The 24665-nt window shown below is 40.8% G+C and carries 25 protein-coding genes; 18 read left to right on the top strand and 7 right to left on the bottom strand.

From position 1 onward, the window contains the following. Positions 1–977 precede the first annotated feature (977 nt). Positions 978–1061, bottom strand: coding sequence for a DUF3789 domain-containing protein (locus ACIHKT_RS06165; protein WP_174193657.1), 84 nt, complete (start codon positions 1059–1061; stop codon positions 978–980). A 186-nt stretch (positions 1062–1247) separates the two neighbouring features. Between ACIHKT_RS06165 and ACIHKT_RS06160 the strand changes: the two genes are divergently transcribed. From ACIHKT_RS06160 to ACIHKT_RS06075, 18 genes are all read left to right on the top strand, one after another. Beyond that, the gene (locus tag ACIHKT_RS06160; protein ID WP_174192986.1) at positions 1248–1952 is read left to right on the top strand and encodes a sugar transferase; all 705 of its coding nucleotides are present in this window, start codon (positions 1248–1250) and stop codon (positions 1950–1952) included. A 59-nt stretch (positions 1953–2011) separates the two neighbouring features. Then, positions 2012–3466 carry a hypothetical protein gene (locus ACIHKT_RS06155; protein WP_404352104.1) on the top strand — a complete coding sequence of 485 codons (1455 nt, stop codon included), beginning with the start codon at positions 2012–2014 and terminating at the stop codon, positions 3464–3466. Between the two features lie 112 nt (positions 3467–3578). Continuing rightward, positions 3579–4304 (top strand): YveK family protein, encoded by a 726-nt coding sequence (locus ACIHKT_RS06150; protein WP_174192990.1) that lies wholly within the window; start codon positions 3579–3581, stop codon positions 4302–4304. After that, on the top strand, positions 4288–5031 hold the full coding sequence (locus tag ACIHKT_RS06145) for a CpsD/CapB family tyrosine-protein kinase (RefSeq protein ID WP_404352101.1): 744 nt from the start codon (positions 4288–4290) through the stop codon (positions 5029–5031). Before ACIHKT_RS06150 ends, ACIHKT_RS06145 begins: the two co-directional genes overlap by 17 nt. 13 nt (positions 5032–5044) lie before the next feature. Then, positions 5045–5752, top strand: coding sequence for a CpsB/CapC family capsule biosynthesis tyrosine phosphatase (locus ACIHKT_RS06140; protein ID WP_174192993.1), 708 nt, complete (start codon positions 5045–5047; stop codon positions 5750–5752). Position 5753: 1 nt separating this feature from the next. Next, positions 5754–6227, top strand: coding sequence for a VanZ family protein (locus tag ACIHKT_RS06135; protein WP_174192995.1), 474 nt, complete (start codon positions 5754–5756; stop codon positions 6225–6227). A 19-nt stretch (positions 6228–6246) separates the two neighbouring features. Further along, entirely contained in the window at positions 6247–7035 is a 789-nt protein-coding gene (locus ACIHKT_RS06130; RefSeq protein ID WP_404352097.1) for a hypothetical protein, read from the top strand. Then, positions 7032–7715, top strand: coding sequence for a class D sortase (locus tag ACIHKT_RS06125; protein WP_174192999.1), 684 nt, complete (start codon positions 7032–7034; stop codon positions 7713–7715). The genes ACIHKT_RS06130 and ACIHKT_RS06125 overlap by 4 nt, the downstream gene beginning before the upstream one ends. 11 nt (positions 7716–7726) lie before the next feature. After that, on the top strand, positions 7727–8632 hold the full coding sequence (locus tag ACIHKT_RS06120) for a hypothetical protein (protein ID WP_174193001.1): 906 nt from the start codon (positions 7727–7729) through the stop codon (positions 8630–8632). A 48-nt stretch (positions 8633–8680) separates the two neighbouring features. Continuing rightward, positions 8681–9763: a glycosyltransferase family 1 protein gene (locus ACIHKT_RS06115; RefSeq protein WP_404352093.1), complete on the top strand. Its 1083-nt coding sequence runs from the start codon at positions 8681–8683 to the stop codon at positions 9761–9763. A gap of 60 nt (positions 9764–9823) precedes the next feature. Next, entirely contained in the window at positions 9824–11077 is a 1254-nt protein-coding gene (locus tag ACIHKT_RS06110) for an O-antigen ligase (RefSeq protein WP_174193003.1), read from the top strand. Further along, entirely contained in the window at positions 11074–12294 is a 1221-nt protein-coding gene (locus tag ACIHKT_RS06105; RefSeq protein WP_404352090.1) for a glycosyltransferase family 4 protein, read from the top strand. The genes ACIHKT_RS06110 and ACIHKT_RS06105 overlap by 4 nt, the downstream gene beginning before the upstream one ends. Before the next feature lie 15 nt (positions 12295–12309). After that, positions 12310–13425, top strand: coding sequence for a glycosyltransferase family 1 protein (locus ACIHKT_RS06100; RefSeq protein WP_404352087.1), 1116 nt, complete (start codon positions 12310–12312; stop codon positions 13423–13425). A gap of 12 nt (positions 13426–13437) precedes the next feature. Next, positions 13438–14448, top strand: a complete 1011-nt coding sequence (locus tag ACIHKT_RS06095) for a glycosyltransferase family 2 protein (RefSeq protein WP_404352084.1) — start codon at positions 13438–13440, stop codon at positions 14446–14448. A 93-nt stretch (positions 14449–14541) separates the two neighbouring features. Further along, entirely contained in the window at positions 14542–15699 is a 1158-nt protein-coding gene (locus tag ACIHKT_RS06090) for a polysaccharide pyruvyl transferase family protein (RefSeq protein ID WP_404352082.1), read from the top strand. A gap of 21 nt (positions 15700–15720) precedes the next feature. Beyond that, the gene (locus ACIHKT_RS06085; protein ID WP_174193013.1) at positions 15721–17262 is read left to right on the top strand and encodes a lipopolysaccharide biosynthesis protein; all 1542 of its coding nucleotides are present in this window, start codon (positions 15721–15723) and stop codon (positions 17260–17262) included. Beyond that, positions 17252–18262: a glycosyltransferase family 2 protein gene (locus ACIHKT_RS06080; protein ID WP_174193015.1), complete on the top strand. Its 1011-nt coding sequence runs from the start codon at positions 17252–17254 to the stop codon at positions 18260–18262. Before ACIHKT_RS06085 ends, ACIHKT_RS06080 begins: the two co-directional genes overlap by 11 nt. Beyond that, on the top strand, positions 18249–19439 hold the full coding sequence (locus tag ACIHKT_RS06075) for a Coenzyme F420 hydrogenase/dehydrogenase, beta subunit C-terminal domain (RefSeq protein WP_404352078.1): 1191 nt from the start codon (positions 18249–18251) through the stop codon (positions 19437–19439). Before ACIHKT_RS06080 ends, ACIHKT_RS06075 begins: the two co-directional genes overlap by 14 nt. Positions 19440–19718: 279 nt before the next feature. On the opposite strand, the gene ACIHKT_RS06070 is transcribed toward ACIHKT_RS06075, so the two are convergent. The 6 genes from ACIHKT_RS06070 to ACIHKT_RS06045 all read right to left on the bottom strand — a co-directional run bounded on the left by ACIHKT_RS06070 (position 19719) and on the right by ACIHKT_RS06045 (position 24517). After that, positions 19719–19928 carry a tyrosine-type recombinase/integrase gene (locus ACIHKT_RS06070; protein WP_174193019.1) on the bottom strand — a complete coding sequence of 70 codons (210 nt, stop codon included), beginning with the start codon at positions 19926–19928 and terminating at the stop codon, positions 19719–19721. Then, positions 19900–20433 (bottom strand): site-specific integrase, encoded by a 534-nt coding sequence (locus ACIHKT_RS06065; protein WP_274379846.1) that lies wholly within the window; start codon positions 20431–20433, stop codon positions 19900–19902. Before ACIHKT_RS06065 ends, ACIHKT_RS06070 begins: the two co-directional genes overlap by 29 nt. Positions 20434–20686: 253 nt before the next feature. After that, positions 20687–21526: a helix-turn-helix domain-containing protein gene (locus ACIHKT_RS06060; protein WP_174193022.1), complete on the bottom strand. Its 840-nt coding sequence runs from the start codon at positions 21524–21526 to the stop codon at positions 20687–20689. A gap of 169 nt (positions 21527–21695) precedes the next feature. After that, positions 21696–23501, bottom strand: coding sequence for a DNA topoisomerase (locus tag ACIHKT_RS06055; protein ID WP_404352074.1), 1806 nt, complete (start codon positions 23499–23501; stop codon positions 21696–21698). A gap of 117 nt (positions 23502–23618) precedes the next feature. Then, a complete protein-coding gene (locus tag ACIHKT_RS06050; RefSeq protein ID WP_174193026.1) occupies positions 23619–24044 on the bottom strand; it encodes a DUF3955 domain-containing protein in 426 nt (141 codons plus the stop codon). After that, positions 24041–24517, bottom strand: a complete 477-nt coding sequence (locus ACIHKT_RS06045) for an RNA polymerase sigma factor (protein ID WP_086035969.1) — start codon at positions 24515–24517, stop codon at positions 24041–24043. Before ACIHKT_RS06045 ends, ACIHKT_RS06050 begins: the two co-directional genes overlap by 4 nt. Positions 24518–24665: the final 148 nt, after the last annotated feature.

Below are 24665 nucleotides of genomic sequence, written 5' to 3'. Positions count from 1 at the left end.
TCTGAACGGGCTGCCACGCAAAAAACTCGGCTACCGTACCCCGGAGGAACTGTTTGAAGTGTTCCTTGATTCTGTTTTCGCAACCTGACGGCTGTGGCAACCACGCCCTCGACGGAAGCCAAGGCTTCTATCTCGTCCGTGGTTCTGATTAACTAATTTTTACTGTGCGGGTGTCCAACTTGCACTTGCAATTTGCGGCATAGTTAAAGCTGAAAGTCCAGTAATTCATGGCTTTCAGCTTTTTATTATGTCAAAATAATGTCAAAATAAAATGTACCCTATTTTTGAGTCATTGGGATTCTCATTCTTTGAATGTCTTAGACACCATTCATTTTACCGGAATCCCAATGACTTTTCTATACCCTTTTTGCCATTTCAAAATTGCGAACTTTTTTATTATATGCTAGGGGGTGCGGACACAAAATTGCTTGCCATTACAAAGGCGTATAAGGCTTATCTTCTATAAAATGATGTTTTACAACAGATCAAATTCAGTTGACGTGCGGAAAAACATTTTTCGCAATCACTGAAAATCATACGGTAACAAAAAAAATGGCCTAATCTATAAATATTCATAAAAACGGTTGAACATTGTAAAAAAGCAGACTATATAATAAAAAACAGGTGGTAAAAAATGGGGGAATCAAAGATCGTTTATTTTATACTAAAGGAAAAAAGTGTATAAGGCTTGTCCCCTTTCAATGATGTTTTACGATAGAACAAGGACCCATAGAAAACAGGCGCTTTCTTTACCTATTGTTCAGTGGGCACTTATTTGTGCAGGATAAAATCCGGCAGATACTTGGAAAATGACTGATCTATACAGTTGTAATTATTGACAACAGATGGGGAATGTAGTACAATATATGAAAATAGAGATAAAACAGGGAAGAAATGCCCCCAGAAATAAACTGAATAAATAAAGAAAAAACATGAAATAAGTCGCGACATTCAAATATATTTAAATAATTTTCAACTTATTTTTTTCGCTTTATTTGGAATAAACACATGGTTGTAATGCCAGCCCAAAATCCAAGAATCATTCCAACAATGAATTTCATCTTCTACCCTCCTGTGAAATGACTATTTTTTATTATATATCGAACTTAGTTTGGACGGATATAAGCAGATTATAATAAAAAGTGTTTATATAAATCGTCGAACGACCGGTTCTCTATTTGTTAATTGGGTGTATATCATCACAATAGGAATGGCTAAGACAGAGAAAAATGGAAGGGAAGAGAAAGATGAAATCCGAAGAGGCGCTATTTAACCCTGACTTTGCAAAGGACAATGCAAAAAAAGAACGAAAGATATGTTTTGCTTCTAAAAGCCGAGTAAAACAACGACGGCTGTATTTTGCAGTTAAAAGAGTGATGGACATTGTACTAAGTTTGCTTGCCCTTATTTTACTTTCCCCATTGTTTTTAATTGTTGCCATTCTGATTAAGGCTGACAGCCCGGGACCAGCCTTTTATATTCATAATCGTGTAGGAAAAAACGGCAAAACATTTCGAATGTATAAGTTCCGAAGTATGTGCGTAGATGCGGATCGGTATCTGGGTAAACTAGCTGCACAAAATGAGCGGGAAGGCCCGGCTTTTAAAATAAGTGATGACCCTCGTATTACGAGGGTGGGACGGGTGATTCGCCGCACTTGCATAGATGAATTGCCGCAGCTGCTGAATATTTTGAAAGGTGATATGAGTATTGTAGGTCCACGCCCACCTCTGCCGGCGGAAGTAGAGCAGTATACACCTTATCAATATCAGCGGCTAGCTGCAAAGCCAGGGCTTACCTGCTATTGGCAGACACATAAAGGTAAAGTATCTACATTTAATGAATGGGTTGGGCTGGATATCAAATACATACAAAATCAAAACTTTCGAGTGGATGCAAAGCTTATTTTGCAGACGATTACTTTTGTCCTAAAAAACAAAGGAGATGAGTAAGCAGTATCGAGAGGATAAACGCTCTAAGCGAAAAACAATTGAACATAGGAGGAAAAAACATGAAGAAAACCAGCACAGGCGGGCGCATTGCAGCAGCTGTACTGTCTGCGGCCATGACGTTTAGCTGCTTCGGCGGTATGACAGGTGGTGCCTTTGCAGCAGATTCCAATACTGTTGACAATCGTTTACAAACATCTTTCACCAATTTCTTTAATAGTGAACTGAAGACGATGAAGAATGATAGTTCTAACTATGCTACACAGGGCGAAACAGCTATTGAATTGGTAGCATATAAACAACCGTTTAAAGTATCTAAGAACGGGACAACCGTATCTTCAACTGGCTTTGTTGATGGAGGCATTCAGTTAAAGCATCCCAATGGTGTAGAAACATCTGTGAGTGGTGACGGTCTCAACCAATGTATTGCAAATGCTATCAAGATAGCACCGGACTTCCCAAATGATTCTGCATGCACTTCGGAGGACATTGCCGGTATTTTGAATACTACAACATATAACAAAAAAGGCCTTCGTGCTTACATGACGGAGTCTGGACATGAGAATGAAGGTACAACAGCAAACTCTGCATGGTATGGTTATGCGCAGGAAGTTAAGAAAACACCGGCTTTCGCGGGCATGATAAACCGCTATTTTGAGTCTGCTATGCTGCCAAACCGTACACTCGGGGAAGCACTGAGTGGTGTTTCAGACATCGGCAGCAAGAATCTCAAATATTATTTAGGTGTAATAGGAAAACCAATCGCTTCTGATACAACACTTGACCATATTTTCAGCAATGAAGTTGTAGAAACCTGCGTCAAAAAGGCACTTGACAACTCTGACACCTACACGAAGTATTATGATGTCAATGCAAAGATAGCGGAAGCACTTAAAAATGCTTATAAAACGTCCTCTCATCCCGGCGGTGGCGGTGGAACGACTACTACACCGGTGCTCACAACAAAGGTCACCCTGAACGACGGCACAACCCGTACGGTAACGGAAAATGACACTTTGCAGATTCCAATTTCGGGCACCTATTACGTCGACTTTTCGTCCACAGAAAAGATGGACCAGTTCAACTACACAACCGGCAACGGTAATACGATTTATACAGGAACTAAGACGAAGTGGAACGGCACCAGCGGCCATTATAGCGTATATGCGCACGGCAATATCGGCGATAAAACTGGCGTTTATATCAATGGCAAGTGTGTCTTTAAGCTGCAGATTATTGCACGTCCACTCTTCTCTGATACGACCTGTGATGTTCATGTGGAACCTGGCAAGACATATGTATTTTATGTAAAGCCGAAAAACGCATATAAGAACTACACTTTCACCACAGCCAATGGAAATGTCCTGCAGACAAGCATAGTCAAAGGACTATATCCGGATAAAAATGGTAGATATTTCTGCCGTGTTAAGGTTACAAAGAAGTACAGCGGCATGGTTGGTGTCTATTGCCAAATTGACAATATGAATTATAAATTGTTTGCAGTTGGCTGTAAATAATTACATTCCATTACACAATCACTGTGCGGGCAGTATGAATCATGAAACTGTCTGCACAGTGATTGTGCTTTTATAAGTATTGACATTTTCAATAAAAGGAAGAAATGATACAATGAATGAAACGACAGAACTCGATCTGCACAGAATCCTGTTCATTTTTCGGCAGCGCTGGAAATGGATACTTTCTGGGTTCATCATAGGACTGGCACTTATGTTTGTCACCTCTAGTTTTTTAATACCCAAAAAATATACCTCCTCAGTTTCTCTCTATGTTAACAACAGCCAGCAGAAAGCCACATCGCAGGATACCGTTAATCAAGATGACTTGAATGCTTCACAGCAGTTAGTTAATACCTATATTGTCATTTTGGAAGACGACCGAGTCATGCAAAGCATTGCCGACAAGCTGAGCAAGCCGGTATCGGTGGGGCAGATGAAGAAAGCGGTCCACATGGAATCCGCCAATAAGACAGAGGTTTTATCTATCTCGGCTGAAACAACCAATCCGGAGTTATCCGCTGAAATCTGCAATACAATCGCAGATGTCGCCCCAGATGTACTGAAACGGGTTGTAAAGGCTGGGTCTGTGGAAGTAATCGGCAAGGCAACGCCGGCATCGTCACCGTCATCGCCAAATGTTGCAAAGCAGTCAGCGATAGGCGCTCTGATTGGTTTGATGATTATGATTATTGTATCCTTGCTGGCAGAAGTGTTGGATACAACGATTAAGGGTGAAGAAGATGTGAAAAAGCGGCTAAATATCCCTGTACTTGGCGAAATACCTCATCTAGAAAATCAAACTCGTGCAGGAGGTAAAACTGATGAAGCTAAGAAATAAAAAGCATACTTTTGAGAATGAGGTGTCCAATAGGCTAAGCAGTCATACAAATTTCCATGCTGAAGAAGCTTATAAAATCATTCGGACAAATTTACTGTTTACTTTGGCATCTGCCAAAAATAATATTATCTTGGTATCAAGCCCAGAAGCGGCCGCCGGCAAGTCTATCACCTGCGCCAATTTGGCCATTTCCATGGCACAAACAGGGAAAAATGTCGTCCTCATAGACGCGGATATGCGAAAACCTGTTCAGCACCGTATCTTTGAATTCGCCAATACGGATGGCCTTTCAACCATTTTAAGCAAAACCGCCGATGCAGATAAAATACTTCACCACTATAAAGACACATCTTTGGATGTTATTTCGGCTGGCCCAATACCACCTAATCCGGTGGAATTGCTGAGCTCAAAAAATATGCAGGATTTCCTTGACAGCATTTCTGGTGGTTATGATTACGTTTTTATTGATACACCGCCAATCAATATGCTGTCGGATGCATTGGTACTGGAACCATATGTCAGCGGCACTGTTTTAATTGCAAGACAAAATCAAACGACATATGACTCACTGCAAAAGACAATTGACAGTATAAAGAAAGTAAATGGTACGGTGCTGGGCGTTGTTATCAATGATGTCCGGGAGAAGAGTAAACCATACAGCTCCTATTACTACGGCTCTTATGGAAGCTATTATGGAAGCTATGGCGATGGCCCTTCTTCAAAATAAAGGGGATTTGACAATGTGGACAGACTTTCATCTGCACGTTCTTCCACAGATTGATGATGGTGCATCCAGCATCGAAATGTCTATAAAAATGCTTGAAGCGTTAAGCCGCCAGCAGGTCGATTCCGTCTTTGCAACTCCCCACTTTATCTTGCACAATACCGACATCCACACATTTGTACAGGCAAGGGAAAATGCTTATCAGCAGCTAACAGGCAGCCCACTATTTCGTCCAAATTTGCCGGCCGTACAGAAAGCAGCTGAGGTTGCCATTGAGCCGGATATTTCAAAACAGGATTGTCTTCCGCTCTGCTACGAGCATCTTTCAGCTATTTTGTTGGAATTGCCTAGCAGGGGATATAAAAGCTGGGTGCTGCAGGAAATTGAAAACATCCGTTATGGTTTCAAGGTACTTCCCGTTTTGGCACATCTGGAAAGGTACCTGTGGTATGAGCCGGAAGATATAAAAGAACTTTTAAAGATACCAGGCCTTGTTGTACAGATAAACGCCAGTGCATTTGGAAAGCGTGAAGGACGGAAATTGATAAAAGAACTATATGAACAGAATGCTCCGGTCATAGTTGGAACGGATTCTCATAACTGCGGCTCAAGGTGTCCAAACCTCAATATCATGGAAGCAACCATTCACAAATATCGTTTTAAGGAATGGGAACCATGGCTGCAAAAAACAAAAGAATGGTTCCTTTCGCAGAAGCGGATATGATATGAAAAAACGCATTTTCTGGGTTCTATTATTGGGAGCTTGTCTGGCCGCTATATTCTTCTTTTCAAGTCAAAATTATTATCAGACAAATAACACAAGCGGCAAAATTTCCATGGTAATCGTTCAAATTGCTAAAGACGTGGGCGCTGTACCGGCGGGAAGCAGCACAGCTTATCAAGCGGTAAACGTCTGTATTAGAAAGATTGCACATTTTACTATTTTCTTTCTGCTCGGTGTAAACATCAGCATGATTGTGTGGACCTTTGGCCACCTTTCAAACAGCAAAAGGCTTGTGATTTCTTTAGCTGCAGGATTTATATGCGCCTGTGGAGATGAATTTCATCAGCGGTTTGTTATGGCAAGAACTTCTTCATTCCGTGATGTTTGTATAGATACGGCGGGTGTGCTGTTGGCAGTCTTCATTGTCCGTTCTGTGGAACATAGAAAGCACTCCAGCTATCCTGGTAAAGGGTGATATAAGGATGAAAATGAAATTGAAAAGAATCGTTGCAGCTGCACTTGCGGCCATGGTTTTCATGAGTGCGGCAATTCCATCATATGCGGCTTCAAAAGGTGAAATTATGGCTGAAATTGAGGCCGGCGTGGTTGTGAATGGCCGAACGATATATGCTCCTAATAAGTATGTAGCTATGGCACAGAGCTATTTGAATTCTCACAACCTTACGGATGCGCAACTCACCCGCATCTTGAATGCCGTTCAGATTGTCAAGGTTAAAGTAGCAAAAAAGCTATCGGAGAAAGAAAATGCTAATTCACAGGTAAATTCGTCATCAGTAAACAGTGCTGTCAATCATAATGGAACAACCAGCGGCCAGCCAGCTGGAAGTGCATCCACTACAGCATCCAGTAAAGCATCGATGACGGGAACAGCCAGTGCAGACAGTTATGCTGGTACCCCCAAGATAAATACAGGCTCTGCGTTGCCTTCAAAAACAGATGATGCAATTATAAAAAGCTTTGACTTTGGAAACAAAAATCTCACGACACAGCAGCGGCTTGCACTTAGCAGTGCAGTGGTGGAAGTGGCAGAAGCAGCAGGTGCTACCGTAACGACAAATGGAGACAACGTTGTTATCGTCGACAAATATGGAAATACATACAATGTTGAACAAGCGAATCCTATTAAGGATACGGGAATTCATTATTCATGGATACCGGCCATTCTTGCTGCTTCCAGTATCGTTGTGGTTGTCATTGGAAGTGCGTGTGTGTTTATTTGGTTAAAGAAAAAGCGTTTGAATGCAGGTGGGGAATCAATATGAAAGAGAGTCATCATAGTCATGTTCGTTTCCGCAACATCGTGAAGTTTATCGTCACGCCGCTGCTGTTTTGTGCGATTGCGGCTTCTCTAATTATAGTTGTAGCGAATCCTATTATAAAGCCGTACACAGATTTATTTCAGGTGACGTTTTTGCAGAAGCCGCCTACGTTTAGTGGTGGAATATCTAACATTTATCAGAATAATGGCCAAAGTGAATTGACCAAATCAAGCATGAAGTCTCCCAACGATATGCCGATTCAAGGACAGCAGATAGGGACACTTACAATCCAGAGTGCAAAAATTGATACTCCCGTCATATATGGTGATGATACGCAAAACTTAAAGAAGGGCGCCTGCATTTATGTAGGCAGCGGTCTTCCGGGGCAAAGGCGCACAATCTTAATCAGTGGGCATGTTGATACCGTGTTTTCCTCTTTAAAAAGCGTCAAAACGGGCGACTTGATTAAAATTAAAACCACTTATGGTGATTATGAATATCAGGTGACAGGCCAAAAATCCGCCAAGGACACAGATAGCAAGGCTATCAATCTGCTTAAAAAAGAAGAAAACCTGGTTTTGTATACTTGTGACCGTTCCAGTAACGTCGTCGGTTTAACGTCACAGAGGTATTATGTTTATGCCAAATATGTGTCTGGAAAGCAAATTAGCTCCGCAGGATGAAAGGAATTGCCATGTCAAGAAGAATACAACATCATTCACGAGTGAAGACGGTAATGTCATACATTCTTTCATTTGTTTTGTGTCTGTTATTTATCTGTCTTTCCTTATGTGCCGTTTTTCAGGTAACTGTTCCAAATGAAAATTTTTTGCAGCGTCAAATTGTTCAAAGCAAGTACAGTCAATATGCGCTTTATGCCGTACAAAATGAGCTGACATCCTATGGACAGGCGAGTGGTTTTGACCAGAACTTCTGCAAGTCGTTGGTTAGCGAGCGCGAAATATCTTCCGATGCCAATCAGCTTGTAAAATCCATTTACGAAAATAGAACCGGACCTGACTATGATGCTAAAGAAAAAATATTTTATAGCCAGTTTGCGAAAAATGCCGAAAAGCGGAACATCCAAATGACTGAAGAAAATAAGCAGGCAATCAAGGCTTTGTCACGGGTTTGTGCAGAATCTTATCGGAAGCATGTATCTTTTTCGGCGCCGGTGGTATCAGCGATGCGTTCTCTGATACCAAAAGCAAAAAAATTACTCGTTCCGGTTGAAGCAGCGTTAGGAATATTGGCCGTTATTATTCTTGTTTTGCTTTACAATATGCATCATAAAAGGCACTTCTTCAGATATTGTATCTTTGCAACCAGTGGAGCGGCGCTGCTGTTTTTTGCTGCCGGAATAGGTGTTTTGTGTTCCGGGAAAATAGAATGTGTGGGTATTGTCGAGCAGTCCTTGTATGAGTTAGTGGTAACCTGCCTACACCAGATTGTATTCGGCACGTTGATAGCGGCAGCTGTTTTGGCGGTGTTCACGGCAGTGCTTACCATTGCCTATATTCTGCAATGGCAGAAGCATACGGGCAAGAAACATGATAGTCAGCATAGCCCAGGTGTATATGATGGAAAACTGTTAATATAATATACAATTTTAAAAGGATGACAATCAGTGAATAGCAGACCTGTACGAGTGGCGCAAGTGATGGGACGTATGATGGCTGGCGGCGTGGAATCAGTCGTAATGAATTATTACAGGCATATGGATCATAAAAAAGTACAATTTGATTTTATTGTCAACAATGATTCAACAGTCATTCCTTATGATGAGATTTCTTCTTTAGGCGGACACGTTTATGAAATTCCTTCATATAAACATATTTTTAGATATACGAAGGCTTTGAAAATATTATTTCAGAAAAACCATTATCCTATTGTACATTCCAATATGAACTCGCTGAGTTTGTTCCCCCTTTATGCTGCGAAAAAAGCAAATGTCCCTGTCCGTATTGCGCATAGTCACAGTACATCGAGTCCAGGAGAAACGAAAAAGAATATCCTCAAAAATATATTAAGATCTTTTTCAAAAGTATATCCAACGCATTACTGTGCCTGTTCAACACATGCGGCGAATTGGCTGTTTGGAGAAGATTTTTGTAAAACGAATCCTATACGGATTGTTAAAAACGCCATTGATCCGGATGATTTTACATACAACCCCGACATAAGGAAACAGAAGCGAAATGAGCTTGGAATTACGGACCAATTTGTTGTGGGGCATGCTGGCCGAATGTGCTTCCAGAAAAACCAAACGTTTTTATTGGATGTTTTCGCAAGGGTACTGGAATATCATCCGCGTTCTCTTCTGCTGTTGGTAGGGGACGGCGATATGCGGCCACAGATTGAGCAAAAGACGAACGAATTGGGAATAACCGATAAAGTCATTTTCACCGGAGTCCGAAAGGACGTCAATGAGCTTTATCAAGCAATGGACGTATTTGCTTTTCCATCCAACTATGAGGGGCTGGGCCTAGTTGCGGTTGAAGCGCAGGCGGCAGGCCTACCTGTTGTTGCCTCTGAAAAAGTCCCTGCTGAAGCAAAAATATGTGAAACAATGGAATATTGTCCTTTGCAGGAAACCACAGAAAGATGGGCACAAAGGTTACTTGTACATTCGAATGATATACGAAAAGACAGAAGGAAAGATGTGTCGGCAAGTGGATATGATATTCACTGTGAGGCAAAAAAGCTGCAGGATTTTTATCTCAGTCTATAAAATTTCTTTTATTCCATTCAACAGGGCAAGTAAAAAGAGAGTTACAAGGATGCTTGGTAAATGAATTCATTTTTATTTTTCATATCTATGGCGTTTCCTAAAGCCGGAATACAGATTGCTTCTGTACCACTCACAATTTCTACTGTATTATTGGCATTATCCGCTTTTAAAAATATAAACTATATATTTCCGGCAATGCGCAAAGTAAAGGGACTTTTAACTTGCTATGCAGTTCTATTTTTTGCGCTCATCTTTTACTGTATTTTCAATCTTGGAGATATTCCGCCCTTTGCTTTGGCTGAAGTGCTGGTCTTGCTTGGGTCACCTTTAGCGATAGCGGTGACCTATCTCATGGAACCAGAAAAAGCGTATAAGATGATATGTGTGGCAATCATGATTACCAGCTTATATGCTGCCGTACAGTGGGTGGCCGGAATTACGTCCACGGCAATTCCGGGAATTACATATACGAAAGGGCAGAATATTACAGAAAAGCCGATTGGATATGGGTTTTCGGACAATGCAGAATCAACAAAAATGATATCGACCTATCAAAACGGAAATGGATTTGGTTTGTTTTTGTCTATGGCTTTTCCGTGCTTGCTGTGCTGGAAACCGACTATGCCAAAATGGCAAAAAATCAAGATTGTATCGCTGCTTATGGCGGTTGCGGGAATCATTCTTTGCGGTTCACGTTCTGTGCAGATTCCATTCATATTAACATCGCTTTTCATGTTTGCCAGTTATCAGCAAAACAAGTCACTTAATAGTAAAATCCAATTTTGGATGATACTGTTTGAGGTGGCACTAGCCTTTGGGGCGTTCATTTACATCTTTTTCCCTAAAGTCGCAAATCAATTTTTTGACAGACTTGTAATACAAACTTCCAATGACACGACAATGGCAGGACGAACAGGGCAATGGGCTGCAATCAATGAAACCATTAAAAATTATGACACGCCTACATTTCTAAGATTTTTAGCGATTGGGAAACCTGCATTACAGGAAGGCGGGGGAGAAGGATTACCAGAATTTTTAATCCACTTTGGTCTCATTGCGACAGTCGCATTTTTTGCAAGTTTCATTACACTGCTTGTCGCCTGCTGGAAAAAGGCACGGCCAATGTCGTTTGGCATCCTATGTGTCATTATGATGTATTGTGTAGACCAGGCTTACTATTATCCGCCAACATTGATGCTTTGCTTTATGTTTACGATGCTTTCGCTCAGATACCAGGACAAAAAAGCTACAGTACGGAGTCATGCAGAGAATGAAACCAGTAAAACTTCTGAAAGGTGCAGTGATTTACTTTGAATATAGCATTCGTTACATCTGGCTATCTGCCGGTGCCTGCGGTGATCGGCGGCGCAGTTGAGTCTTTAGTCGATTATCTCATAAAGATGAATGAAAAATACCACAAAGCCAATTTTACCGTTTACAGCATGTATGATGAAAGAGCGGAGAGAGAAGCAAGCAAACAGCACAATTGCAGATATAAATTCATTAAAACTCCAGACTTTATAAAAGCAGGGGACAAGGCCATTTATCAGATAGTCAAAACATTTTTCAAGAGCAAGAATGCAAAACAATACAGATATATTTTACAGCGGCTATGGTTTTTTAAAAAAGTCAGTGCGGATTTAGCGGTCAGCAATTACGACAAGTTGATCCTTGAAAATCACCCGACTATTTTTATGGTGCTAAAAAAACATGGAAATGCGCAGAGATACCTAGGTAAGTGCTATTATCACCTACACAACGAAATAACAAACGATTTCGGCTGTAAAGAGCTGATGGGGCAGGTACATAAGATTATAACTGTCAGTAATTTTATCAGTCAGTCGATTTCAACATATCTCGGTGGGCTGCCACGGAAAAAGACAGTGGTGCTGCGTAACTGTGTGGATGAGAAACGCTTTGGAAGTGCTGCGGCACAGAAAGACGGCAAAATATGGCGTGAAAAATTCGGCATCAAATCAAATGAAATTGTTTTTCTTTTCTGCGGCCGTGTTACACCGGAAAAAGGCGCTAAGGAACTCATGACGGCTTTTTGTAAAGCGGATGTACCGAATACAAAACTGATAGTGGCAGGCGGCTATTTTTATGGAAGCGGAGTAAAAAGTGCCTATGAGCAGAAACTTTGCTATATAGCAGAGTCTTCTGGAAACAAAATCGTGCTGACAGGTTTTATCCCGTATAATGACGTACCGGGCGTTTATGCAGCAGCAGATGTGGTATGTATACCTTCTGTGTGTGATGACGCAGCCCCGTTGGCAGTGATAGAACCTTTGGCTTGTGGTCTTCCGCTAATAACGACGCTTTCTGGCGGCATACCGGAATATGCAAATGATAAATGCGCACTGCTTTTGCCGCGCGATGGGAAGATAGTCGACAATTTAGCAAAAGGCATTCAGTATCTGGCTGAAAATCCGGAGGCAAGAGAGAGAATGGGAAAAGAAAGCCTGAGAGCAGCAGAAAAACTTACTTTGGATAATTATTATCGTAATTTTATGAACATTCTTTCAGAATGAGGAAGTGACAAGCACATGAAACAGATATTGATAACCGGCATGACAACGAATACAGGCGGCGTTGAAACGTTTATACTCAATTATGTACAACGACTGTATCAGAAAATCCATTTTGATTTCTGGTGCAACAACGCGCAATGTGCTTTTGAAGATAAATTAAAAGAATTGGGCTGTGAAGTCTTTCACGGCTGTGCTTACGGCAAGGACCCACTGCAGGCACATAAAGATACAAAAGCATTTTTTAGAAGAAATGCCGGGAAGTACAGCTGCATTTGGGCCAGCAAGTGTATGCTTAGCAATATCGATGATTTGAAATTCGCCCAAAAATACGGAATACCAAAACGGATTATTCACAGCCATAACTCCGAAAATATGGAAACTGGTACGAAGGGCCGCCTCATGACCATCCTGCACAATAGGAACAAAGCACAAATCGATAAGGTGGCAACGGATTTTTGGGCCTGTTCAAAAACCGCTGGCCGTTGGTTTTATTCTTCCGAAATCATGAATAGTGAGAAATTTCGTGTAATCCCGAATGCCATTGATACCGAAAAATATAAATTCAATACACAAAAACGTGCGGAGGTTAGGAAACTTCTTGGCATCAAAGACAATGAAACAGTCATTGGCTTTGTCGGGCGTTTGCAGTATCAGAAAAATCCGCTGTTTATGCTGCAGATATTCCATGCGTATCACGAAGGCAATCCCGCAGGGAAGATGGTAGTGGTTGGTACGGGATCGCTTGCAGAAGAATGCAAAGCGTATGTAAGGCAGTCTGCACTTGAAACTTCTGTGCAATTTCTTGGTGTACGGAACGATGTAGCTGACCTATACCAGGCGATGGATGCTTTTTTACTTCCTTCTCGTTTTGAAGGCTGCCCCGTTGTATTAGTAGAGGCTCAGGCCGCAGGACTTCCTTGTGTTGCTTCAAGCAATGTGATTTCTCCAGAGGTTGATTTGACCGGACTGGTTGACTTTGTAAACCTCGATTTACCTATCAATGAATGGCGGGATGAATTGGATAAAGCTTTGAAAAAAAGCAGAAGCCCGGAAGCTATTGAAAAAGTCGTTAGTGCTGGTTATGATATAAATCATGCTGCAAAGGAATTGGAAGTATTCTTTTCAAAATGAGGAGACGGATGAATGAAACCATTAGTAAGTGTGATTGTCCCTGTTTATAAAGTGGAAAAATATCTAAATAAGTGTGTCCAAAGTATAGTCAATCAGACGTATACAAATCTTGAAATTATACTTGTAGATGACGGCTCACCGGATAACTGTCCACAGATGTGTGACGATTGGGCAGAAAAAGACTCACGCATAAAAGAAATTCACCAAAAAAATTCTGGCGTTTCTGCCGCTCGTAATGCTGCATTGGATATCGCCAACGGAGAGTGGGTGGCATTTGCTGATAGCGATGACTATGTGAATCCAGAGTGGATTGAGGTATTATTACGAAATGCCATGCAAAATGGTTGCGAATTGTCTATCTGCAGTGTTAACTTTATATATGATAAAGATTATGTTGGGATTAGGGAACGACTATCAAAGGCGGCTAAGGCTCTAACTATTTGGAGCAAAGTGGAAGCTATCCATAACGTCCTTTCATCAAATGATATTCAGGGATTTTCGTTTAATAAACTTTTTAAACTTCCAATTATTCGCAAGAATCATATTCAGTTTAATACGAAGATTACGATAGCTGAAGATTTACTTTTTGTTTGTACTTATCTGCAATATTGTACAAAAATTGTGTATACATCAGAAGAAGAATATACGTATGTTCAACATACTATGAGCGCGCTGCATAAAGAATTGTTTTCTAAAGAATACAATGCGAAATGGTTAACGGGATTTACTGTTTACCAGGAAATTGACAAAGTTATTTCTCAAGATGATACAATGTCAAAAAATATTTTGAATGCATGCAGAGTCCGGGTTGCTTCTACACAATCAAAACTTATGTTTCCATATCCCAAATGGAAGAGAAAACGTAAGGAGTTGCAGCAGTATGTCCGTGCCCACTTAAAAGCTTTTTTGAAAAGTGACCAATATTCAACTAAAACTAAGATCGGTGTTTTAATTTCCGCGTGGTTCCCAGGTTTAGGTTACTTGGAAATCAGAAGAAAGTTCCCTATTGATAAAAATGAGTGAGGGGATAATCGTGAAACCACTAATAAGTGTTGCGGTTTGTCCAAAAATAGGGCTAATGCTGTCCAATATCAAACATAAAAAGAAGGGCTGTTTATGATATCTTTGTATGCACATAGTGGAAGCGGAAATCATGGCTGTGAAGCACTAGTACGGGCAACAGCTAAAATTTTAAATCCTTTAAAATGTGATTGCTTTTCCCTTAACCCTTTAGAGGACAAAAAATATTCAGTAAACGATATTGCAAGTATTAAAGAGAGTGTAGTTAAACATGGTACACTTACATGGTTTTTTTGGTCAGTACTGTGCAAACTCAAAATATCAAATCCCGCTAAAAAAATATACTATTATTTTCTTAAAGATTCCCCAGATGTCGCCTTATCTATAGGCGGCGATAATTACTGCTATGATGGTTTTCCGGAATCACTTGCATATATGAACAGCAAGCTTAACAAAGTGGGTTGCAAAACTGTGCTGTGGGGCTGTTCAGTCGAGCCAGAGATTCTTCAAAATCCAGAAATCGTTGAGGATATGAATAGATATGCCCTCATTACAGCGCGCGAATCTATTACCTATCACGCACTTATAAATGCAGGTGTAGGGAACACAAGATTGTTTCCGGACCCGGCCTTTCAGCTGGACTGTGTAAAATTACCGTTGCTGGATGGCTTTATTGAGGGCAATACGGTTGGCATTAACCTTAGTCCTATGATAATTGACAACGAAACTGCTGACGGAGTTACATATAAAAATTATGAAAATTTGATACAGTATATTCTTGATACAACAGATATGGCGGTTGCTCTCATTCCTCACGTTGTTTGGGAAGCCAATGACGACCGTGTACCGCTCAGAGCATTGTACCATGCTTTTCAGGACACACACCGCGTTGTAATGATAGAAGACCACAACTGCATGGAACTGAAAGGCTATATCAGCCGCTGCCGGTTTTTTGTTGGCGCGCGTACGCATTCCACTATAGCAGCGTATTCAACTTGTGTGCCAACTTTGGTGGTGGGGTATTCTGTTAAAGCAAAAGGGATTGCAAAAGATATTTTCGGAACATATGACCATTATGTTTTGCCGGTACAATCGCTTAAAGACCCGGATGAGCTGATGCATGCCTTTGACTGGCTTATGCAGAACGAAGTGACCATTAGAACACATTTACAGCAGTTTATGCCGTCTTATTGTGCCAAGGCGATGGAGGCGGGAAATGAAGTAAAGCAACTGGTGCCTGGTGCTGTTGGATAAACAATAAAGGTGGGAAGATTGATGCAACAGAAGTCCAGATCAGTTAATTCGGCAAAAAATATTATTTGGGGATATGCGGGAACAGTATTAAATTTGTTACTCGCGTTTATTTCAAGAACTGTATTTATTAATGTGCTCGGTACTACATACCTTGGAATTAATGGGCTATTTACCAATGTGCTGAATATATTGTCCTTTTCCGAACTGGGCATCGGTACTGCTATGAATTACAGCTTATATAAACCAGTTGCCGAAGATGACAAAGAAAAGATCAAATCCTTAATGCATGTTTATAAGAAAGCCTATCGGATTGTAGCAGCTATTGTTGCAACGGTTGGGCTTATCTTGCTACCCTTTTTGAGATACTTTATTAAAGGTGCAGAAGGGGTAGCAAATCTACAAATTTATTATTTGATATTTCTTTTTAATACGATTTCTTCCTATTTTGTATCTTATAAATATGGACTGGTAAATGCGGAACAACAGAATTATATACTTACAAATATTGATTCTGTATGTCGTATCGTTATTACTATTGTTCAAATAATTGCGTTAGAGTTATACCACAATTTTCTTGTCTATCTTCTTGTTCAGGCCGGCTTACAACTTGTTCAAAAGATTATCACTGCGCTATATCTGGATAAAAGATATGAATATCTAAGAAGCAAAGATGTTAAACCACTTGATAAAAAGACCAAGAACAATTTGATTAAGAACATTAAAGCTCTTATTCTTCATAAAATCGGGGATATCAGTGTTTATCAAACTGATAATATTATTATATCGGCTTTTATCAACGTCGCGGTTGTTGGACTGGTATCAAACTATAATATTATTATATCAGCTGCAACAGGGTTTATAACCGTTGCTATGACAGGCATTGTTTCAAGCTGCGGAAACTTAATTGCAACTGAGAACAAAGATAAACAGTTTGAAGTTTTTAACGTTTATGATTTCTGCGGATTTTGGTTATATAGTTTTGAAACAATAGCACTGGTAATTCTGTTCCAACCGTTTATTACATTATGGATTGGTGCAGATAAAAAAATAGATAATATTTCATTGGCCCTTATTTTGTTCAATAATTATTTTGTTGGTCAAAGGGCTGCAGTATTTAATTTTAAATCTGCGGGCGGCCTTTTTGATCCTGATAAATATGCATCCATTATACAGGCAATACTTAATCTCATTATTAGTATTGTTTGCGTTATAAAAATGGGTCTCCCTGGTGTTTATGTAGGCACGATAGTGTCAGGCATAGTTATAACTATTTGGAAGCCAATCGTTCTGTATAAGTATCTTTTTCATAAAAGCTCCATTTCATATTTCATTAGGATGTTAAGAAATTTAGCGATTACTTTCGCAATGATATGTTTACTTGAACTTATTAAACACTTTGTTATGAGCACAGTAACAATTTTAAATTTCATATTAATGGCACTCATCACATTTATAGTTCCTAACGTAATTTATATTTTCATTTTTCATCGAAACAGTGAGTGCAAAGTGCTTCTAAAGACAGTGAAATTCCTTAAAGGTAGGCTTAAATCTCATGACCACTAATCCATTGGTAAGTATTATAACCCCTTGTTATAATGGTGAAAAATTCATTGGCCGTTTTTTGAATTCAGTATTGGCACAAACCTATCCCAATATAGAACTATTCGTAGTGGACGACGGATCAACAGACAATACCAAAAATATAGTTTACAGCTACATAAAACAATTCCAGATGAAAGGAATGCAGCTCCATTATATTTATCAGAAGCATTCTGGACAAGCAGCTGCAATGAATAAAGCGCTTAATTTGTTTCATGGGGACTATCTTACATGGCTGGACTCTGACGATTATTTCAAATCAAATTCAATTATTCAGCGTGTCAAATTTTTAGAAAACAACTTACAATATGGATTTTGTATTTGTCCGGCAGAAAATGTGAATGAAAGAGATATTAGGAAAGTCGTTGATATAAGATATCGTAAAAAGCCAATAGGGCAAGACAACTTATTTATAGATTTACTAACAGAAACAAATGTCGTATTTGAGAGCGGTGGAGGCATGATGATTCGCAAAGATTCGTTTTGTAAAGTATGTCCTACCAGACAAATATACCCGTCTAGAGAAGGACAGAATTGGCAGCTAATGCTTCCTGTCGCTTATTACTACAAATGTGGATATGTAGAAGAACCCCTGTATGTGGTGGTGAACAGGGGAAATAGCCATTCACATATCTTTCGTACACCGGAACAGTGGTTTGAACGATATGAAGGCTTTAAAGATCTTCTTTTTCATGTTATAAAGGACATGAAAATTCCAGAAGAGAAAGAAATTTTAGATATGCTTGAAATTAAATATGCACATCGAGAAATAAGACTGGCACCGGAACTACCCGACTTGGCATTACTGAAAAATGCATATCAATGTTTGCTTAGCCACAAAGAATTAGGACCCAAGGATAATTTGGCATACTTTGTAGGAAGGCATAAGGGACTGCGCTTCCCTTATGAAGCCGCAAAGCAGTGTTGGCATAAGATGAAGGAAAAGAAAAATGAAATTAATTAAACAAAAGCAGAACTGTTCCGGCTGTAGTGCTTGTGCCAGTATTTGTCCGAACCATTGTATTACAATGAAAGAAGATAAAGAGGGATTTTTATATCCTTTTATTGATGATACACAGTGTATCAACTGTGGCAAATGTAAAAGCCGCTGTCCTGTTTTTCAGCAGCGGAAAGTTCAGAGAAAACCGAAGGCTTTTGCAGCTTACAGCAAACATGATTCTGTACGCGAGGCGAGTTCCTCTGGAGGGTTGTTTACAGAACTTGCGCAGCAGGTTCTTCAAAGCGGCGGGGCAGTCTTCGGGGCCAGCTTTGATGATTGCTTTCATGTGGTACATACCTATGTGCAAAATACACAGGACCTTAACAAATTGCGGGGTTCGAAGTATGTTCAGAGCAGTATAGGGGATGCCTATGCAGAAACAGAGGCACTTTTAAAAGAAGGGCGAAAAGTATATTTTAGTGGAACACCTTGTCAAATAAGTGGGCTTAAAACTTATTTAGAAAAAGATTATGAAAATTTAGTTTGTCAGGATTTAATTTGTCATGGAACACCGTCACCGAAAGTTTGGCGTAACTATGTGCGATTTCGCGAAGATACTGCACAGAGTTCTGCGCATAAAATTTCCTTTAGAAACAAAACACAAGGTTGGCAAAAATGGTCACTGTTGTTTCAATTTATCAATGGCACTGAATATCGCCAGACCTTAGACTGCGACAGTTACCTTCATTTGTTTTTATCAAATGTCTGCTTGCGTCCTTCCTGCAGTAACTGTGCTTTTAAAGGGTTAGACCGGCAAAGTGATATTACATTGGCGGATTTTTGGGGAGTTAACCAGATGATGCCCTCTATGTTTGATGACAAAGGTACGTCCTTGGTGATTGTCAACACAGACAAAGGGAAAAAATTGTTCGACAGCATTTCCGATTCCGTTATTGTAAAGCCTGTGGATTTCAATCAAGCAATTCAATATAATCCGGCAATCGGCCAGTCAGTGGAAGCAAGCCCCAAACGGGAATCCTTTTTTACCGATTTAGAAAAAGAGCCATTTGAAGAAGTGCTTAAAAAATATGGGTCTGATTCCTTCTCTACTAAAATAAAAAGGAAAACGAAGGGTGCAATTAAACAGACTTTGTCCTCCCTTGGAATGCTCGATAAAGTGAAACAATGGGTGCACCGATAGTGCAGTCGATAAATTTTATTCACGATGGCGTACATTTAGTTTCCCGCGCTTGTTTCACGATTTCTAAAAACCGTTGCGCGGCAGTGAAGCGATAGGCGTCATGGCGGTCTACGGCACAAATTTCGCTTTGCAGTTCCGTTTGATGCAGAACGTTTGCCTTCGGCTAACGCTTCCTGTTACCGAGCGCATAGCGGACGTTCAACGCCAAGTTATCGCCCTTGCCGGGCACACTAGCAAAAAGGGCTTACAGAAATAACTGTAAGCCCTTTTTTACATAGCTTATTTCTGGTCCAGCATATCCGTTTGCTCCTGCAGAAATTCAATATCAGGGGAACAGTAGCGCTGCATGGTAAAGGCAACGTTCGTATGGCCGAGAATTTTAGACAGCGCTTTTACATTCATGCCATCTTCCAAAGCTCGCGTAGCGAACGTATGTCTGTAAACATGAGTCGTTAAAAAATTAATGCCAGTTTCTCTGCGCAAACGCATATACAATTCTGCAGTACAGATGCTGTAATAGGAGTTCCATACCGCTCCTAGTGAAAAATAGCATTATCACGGCTGTGTTTTTGGGTTGCATTAAAATAATTTGCAAAGCCTCATTCCGCAATGGAATGAATCGAACACCAGAGGGGGTTTTACTTTTACGGACGAAAATCATCCTCCTTTTTTCGTTAAAATCTTGCCACTTCAGATTGCACAACTCAGCTGACCGTAATCCAGTTCGCAGAAAGAAGATAGCCAGATAGCCCATATAAACGTGCTGAGCAGCCTCTTCTACCGCTTCCTGCTCTGCACGTGTCAACGCGCGAACGTGCTTTTGTGAAGCGCGATCCGGGATGCGCATCTTCCCAATTCGATTTACATGCATGGAAGGGATTTGACTGGCAGCTTCAAAGGACTGATGAAAAATGACACGCATTTCATTTAACGTGGATTTTGAGTATTTATCCGCAAGGCTGTTAATGATTCGCTGTGCATGAAAACTGTTCATTTGGCTTACCGGAACATTCTCTAACTCCGGGAAAGATCGTTCCAATATATTTGTTACGATCCGGTAAGATATATACGTTTTGTGTGCTAAATTTGGCTGTACGTGTGTATCAAGCCATTTGTTCAGCCACGCTGTTACGGTAAGATTCTTTTGAGATTTCATTAATTTGTTGTAAAATTAACAATAATGAAATAAAGAATGCTCTGTCAAATTTACAGCATATTTGCAAATATTTCGGGTCCATCCTTTTAACTTAATCTTTATTTTTAGAAGTTCTTTTTCTATTTGAGGTCATGTTCTTTAGGGTAGGTGTTCCTGGGGTGACAACCGTGATATGGCCCCCCGTGACAAATAGAGATGAAATGGGGGTGCAGCACAAAGATTGGTTTAACAAACACGCAAACAGGAGCTTTATGGAAGCCAGGCGGAAACGCTGGGAATAGTGGACGACTGTGTATAGATTACAGGCTGTACCATCGTTTCCCGCGAATTCTTTGCGAGTCTGTGCCTGAACGCACAACAGGCCCTGATTAGCTAAACACTTAATGCAGCGATATACGGTAATAGTGCTGCAGTTGCAGGCAGTGGCAATTGCTTTTTTAGACAGATAGCAGCTTCCTTGTTTCCCCGCACGTAGAGTTATATAATTGTACACTTTCAATTCGTTGCCTGTGAGAGTGGAGAAATTAGCAGTTTTAGCTGCGTACAGCCTAACGGGCTTTGTACGGCCATTAGAGAGACTTTTATTATTTACCATATTCACACCATGATTATTGATATAATCGCATGGCAGAGCCTCTTGTGGCTCATCTATGACAGTATATAGATTCTCCTTTTGCCTGATGGCATTGTCCCCAGCAAAACGTGCGAACTGAAAAGTACGCTTCAGCAGATCGGCGGCGCAAAGGTTATTTATGGATCGTACAACGCTGCGTACACTGATACCGCACTTTGCCGCAATGGTTTTGCGTTTAGGGAAGCAGGTGCGTGTCTTGTAATCCGCACATTGCTGCAAATAAGACAATACTTTATAAGCTGTGCTGCTGATGGGGACCTGATAGGCGGCGGTGGAAGCTATATAATAGTTTTGCATGATTATTCCTCCATGAGTTTTATAAAATAATATTGATAAATAAAGGAATACCGCCCATACTGAAATTGTTTAAGGATTCAGTATGGGCGGTATTTCCGTTCAGTGAACAGCAAAAAGGTGGAGGTTTTTTCCCTTCGCCTTTTTGCTATAAAAATTCAAGTCCGCTTTTTCATTTTTGTTTTCTTCCTCCTTCATCCTTCCTTTTCTGAGGGAACTCCAATGAAAAGTCCGGCCGATTGTCTTTTATTTTCATAACGAAGTAGGCGTCATATTTCCGGCCGGTTTTTCCTGTTAGATTCTTTTCCAAATAACGATGATGTGGTCCCAGCAGTGCTTTTGCCGCAGAGGGCGTTACCCTCTTGCCAAAGTGCTTGAAAAATCCGTTGTCTTTCCAGATAGCAAATTTGCAGCCTTGCTTGTAACCGGAGCAGCCAAAAGCTTTTTGATTTTCATAGACCGGCTTTCCGCAGAGAGGGCATTTTCCGATTTCCTTTTTATCATCTGCATGGTCAACATGGGCAGTGGAATAATCATCTTTCAGATGGCTGCGAATAGACGAAAGCACAGAATTTGTCATATCAGAGATTTTTGCGTTGCCAGATTTAATATCTTCCTGAATTGTCCACCAGAGAGCTGTCAGGTCTGGCTTTTTAATGTCGTCCGGCAGTAGGTCATAGAGCTGGCGTCCGTACTGCGTAGATACCAAATGCTTGCCGTCATCTTGTGCATACCCGCGTTTTATCAGCGTTTCGATAATTTTATCGCGTGTCGCTGGTGTACCGATAGAGCCATTTTCGCCCTTTTTGTCTTTATCCTTCGCCTGCAGCGCGGCCTTTGCCTGCGGATCGGTCACATACTTTGCTACCTGTGTCATATCTGTAATCAGGGTCGCTTGGGTGTACCGCTTCGGCGGTGCAGTGTATTTTTCTGCTATTCGATAATTTTCCAGCTTCACGGAATAACCGCCAGTTGGTATGCCACTCAAGGCTGTCTCTTTAAATAACTTTGCCGGATAAAAGGCTGCAAATCCTTTATCCAGAACGTGAACGGAATTGGCCTGGAAGGTTCCTTTGCCCGGAACAGAAACGGCGGCCTTTGTTTCCTCCGGCGCGATAGGAGGTAAAAACTGTATGAGATACCGTTTTGCAATTTCCGTGTAAACTGCTTTCTGGTCATCGGATAGGGAAGAAAGATCAAACTTGGCGGCGGTTGGAATAATAGCATGATGTGCTGTCACGTTTGCATCGTTAAAGCATTTTGACCGAATACCATAATTGAGCGGCAGCTGCAGACCAAGGCGTTCCATAACACCCGGCAGTACCTGCGGCGCCGCAGCGTGCTGTTCAGCGTTTAGATATTGACAGTCTGATCGGTTGTATGTAATTGCCTTGTATTTGTCGCGCAGTTCCTGTGTGATTTCCAGCGTGCGTGAAACCGGGAGATTATATTTTTCGTTCATATGTGCCTGCAATTTTACAAGGTTAAAGGGCAGGGGAGGAGCTTCTGTTTTCTGCAATTTTACAACAGTGGCAGAAGCGGGAACCGCTACATGGGCAGAAATATCTGAAAGAAAGGACCGGTCCGTTATATGTCCGGCATTGTCCAAATAGGGTTTATCTGGCTTAAAGGCAAAACTTACGCTCCTTTCGTCCAGAGAAGCATCTGCGGTCAATTCAAAGTATTCCTGCTTTATGTGATTTTCAATCTGCTGGTCGCGGTTGACAACGAGTCCCAAAGTAGGAGTCTGCACCCGGCCAACAGAAAGCCCTTTCACGCCGAGTGTAAGGCCGAAAAAGCGGCTGTAGTTAATTCCAAAGATGTAGTCGCAAATCGCCCGTGCGCGGGCAGCACGGCCGATAGAAACGAACCTATCGTTTTGCTGTAAATTCTTGAAAGCTTTTTGAACTTCAGATGGTGTGTTGTCGTTTATCAGCACATGCTCTACCGGCTTCGTATTTCGTAAAATGAAGTTCAAGGCATGGGAAGTTCGCAATTTGAAGGGAGAATCCCAATGAATTAAAAAGGATACTGTAAATCTCACAAACAAATATCTGTTCGGTTAAAAACCGAACAGCTTCGTTTTAAGCTCATTTTATTTTTGCTTTTTTAAAAATATAAAGTTGAAAACTATGGAAATCATAAACACTAAAACGAATAGATAACCGATTGGTAAAAGTGCAAACGGTTCAGCCAATCTCCCACCCGGCAAAACCTCCGCGCCGATAATATGGTAGGAAATAAAGCAAATCATTGCCGCCAAAGCTGAAACAAGCATAGAACCTCTTGCGAATGAAACTCTCTTATCCTTTTTCCATGCCGCGGAAATTCGTTTCATGACGTTTACATCTTCCTCTGACGCCGATGGCTTTTCTAAGCTCATCTTCAGTTTTTGCAATTCATCCGCGCACTGCGGGCATTGGTTTAAATGTTCCTCAACCAATGAACAGCTTTCTTTGCTGCAGACCTTATCATAATAGAGTGGCAGCAAATCTTTAATAACTTCACATGGAATTTTCATAACAATGCCTCCTTTAATTTTGCTCGCGCGCGATGATAAGTGACTCTTGCCCAGCTTTCCGTTTTTCCAAACAACTCGGCAATCTTACGAAATGACAGAGCCCCAAAAAAGCGGAGCATAAACACCTCTTTATATGGTTCCTCTAAACCATGGATGAGTTTGTGGATTTCATAAACATTTCCATCCGCGATTATTTTTTGTTCGAAATCATCGCCTGGGATATTAACCACATTATCAATATCTTCAAGCAGGTAGGGCTGCTTTTTTAAATATGAAAAATATGTGTTTTTCGCGATTTGGCAGAGCCAGACACTGATTTTACAATCTCCTTTAAAGGCATCGATTTTTTTCAGCGCCTTAAAAAACGTTTCTTGCGTGATATCCTCCGCGATGCTTTTATTTTTTGAAAGAACTAACGAATATCTGTATACATCCTTAAAATAGTTGGAGTATATTTCTTCAAATTCAGTCACATTTTCACCGCCTTTCCTATATAAGACCGTTGAGTTCGTATTTCGTTACAACATTACACAAATTTTTATTGGCTGATTGTAAAATGAAGCTGCGCCGCCGCACGCCGGAACGTAAAGGCAGCCGCGGACGAAAGACCGGATATTCGAT

The sequence above is a fragment of the Caproicibacterium sp. XB2 genome, from assembly GCF_044880635.1.
GTDB classification, from domain to species: domain Bacteria; phylum Bacillota; class Clostridia; order Oscillospirales; family Acutalibacteraceae; genus Caproicibacterium; species Caproicibacterium lactatifermentans.
The sequence above is the reverse complement of the archived record's forward strand: the minus strand, read 5'-3'. Positions and strand labels throughout refer to the sequence as shown.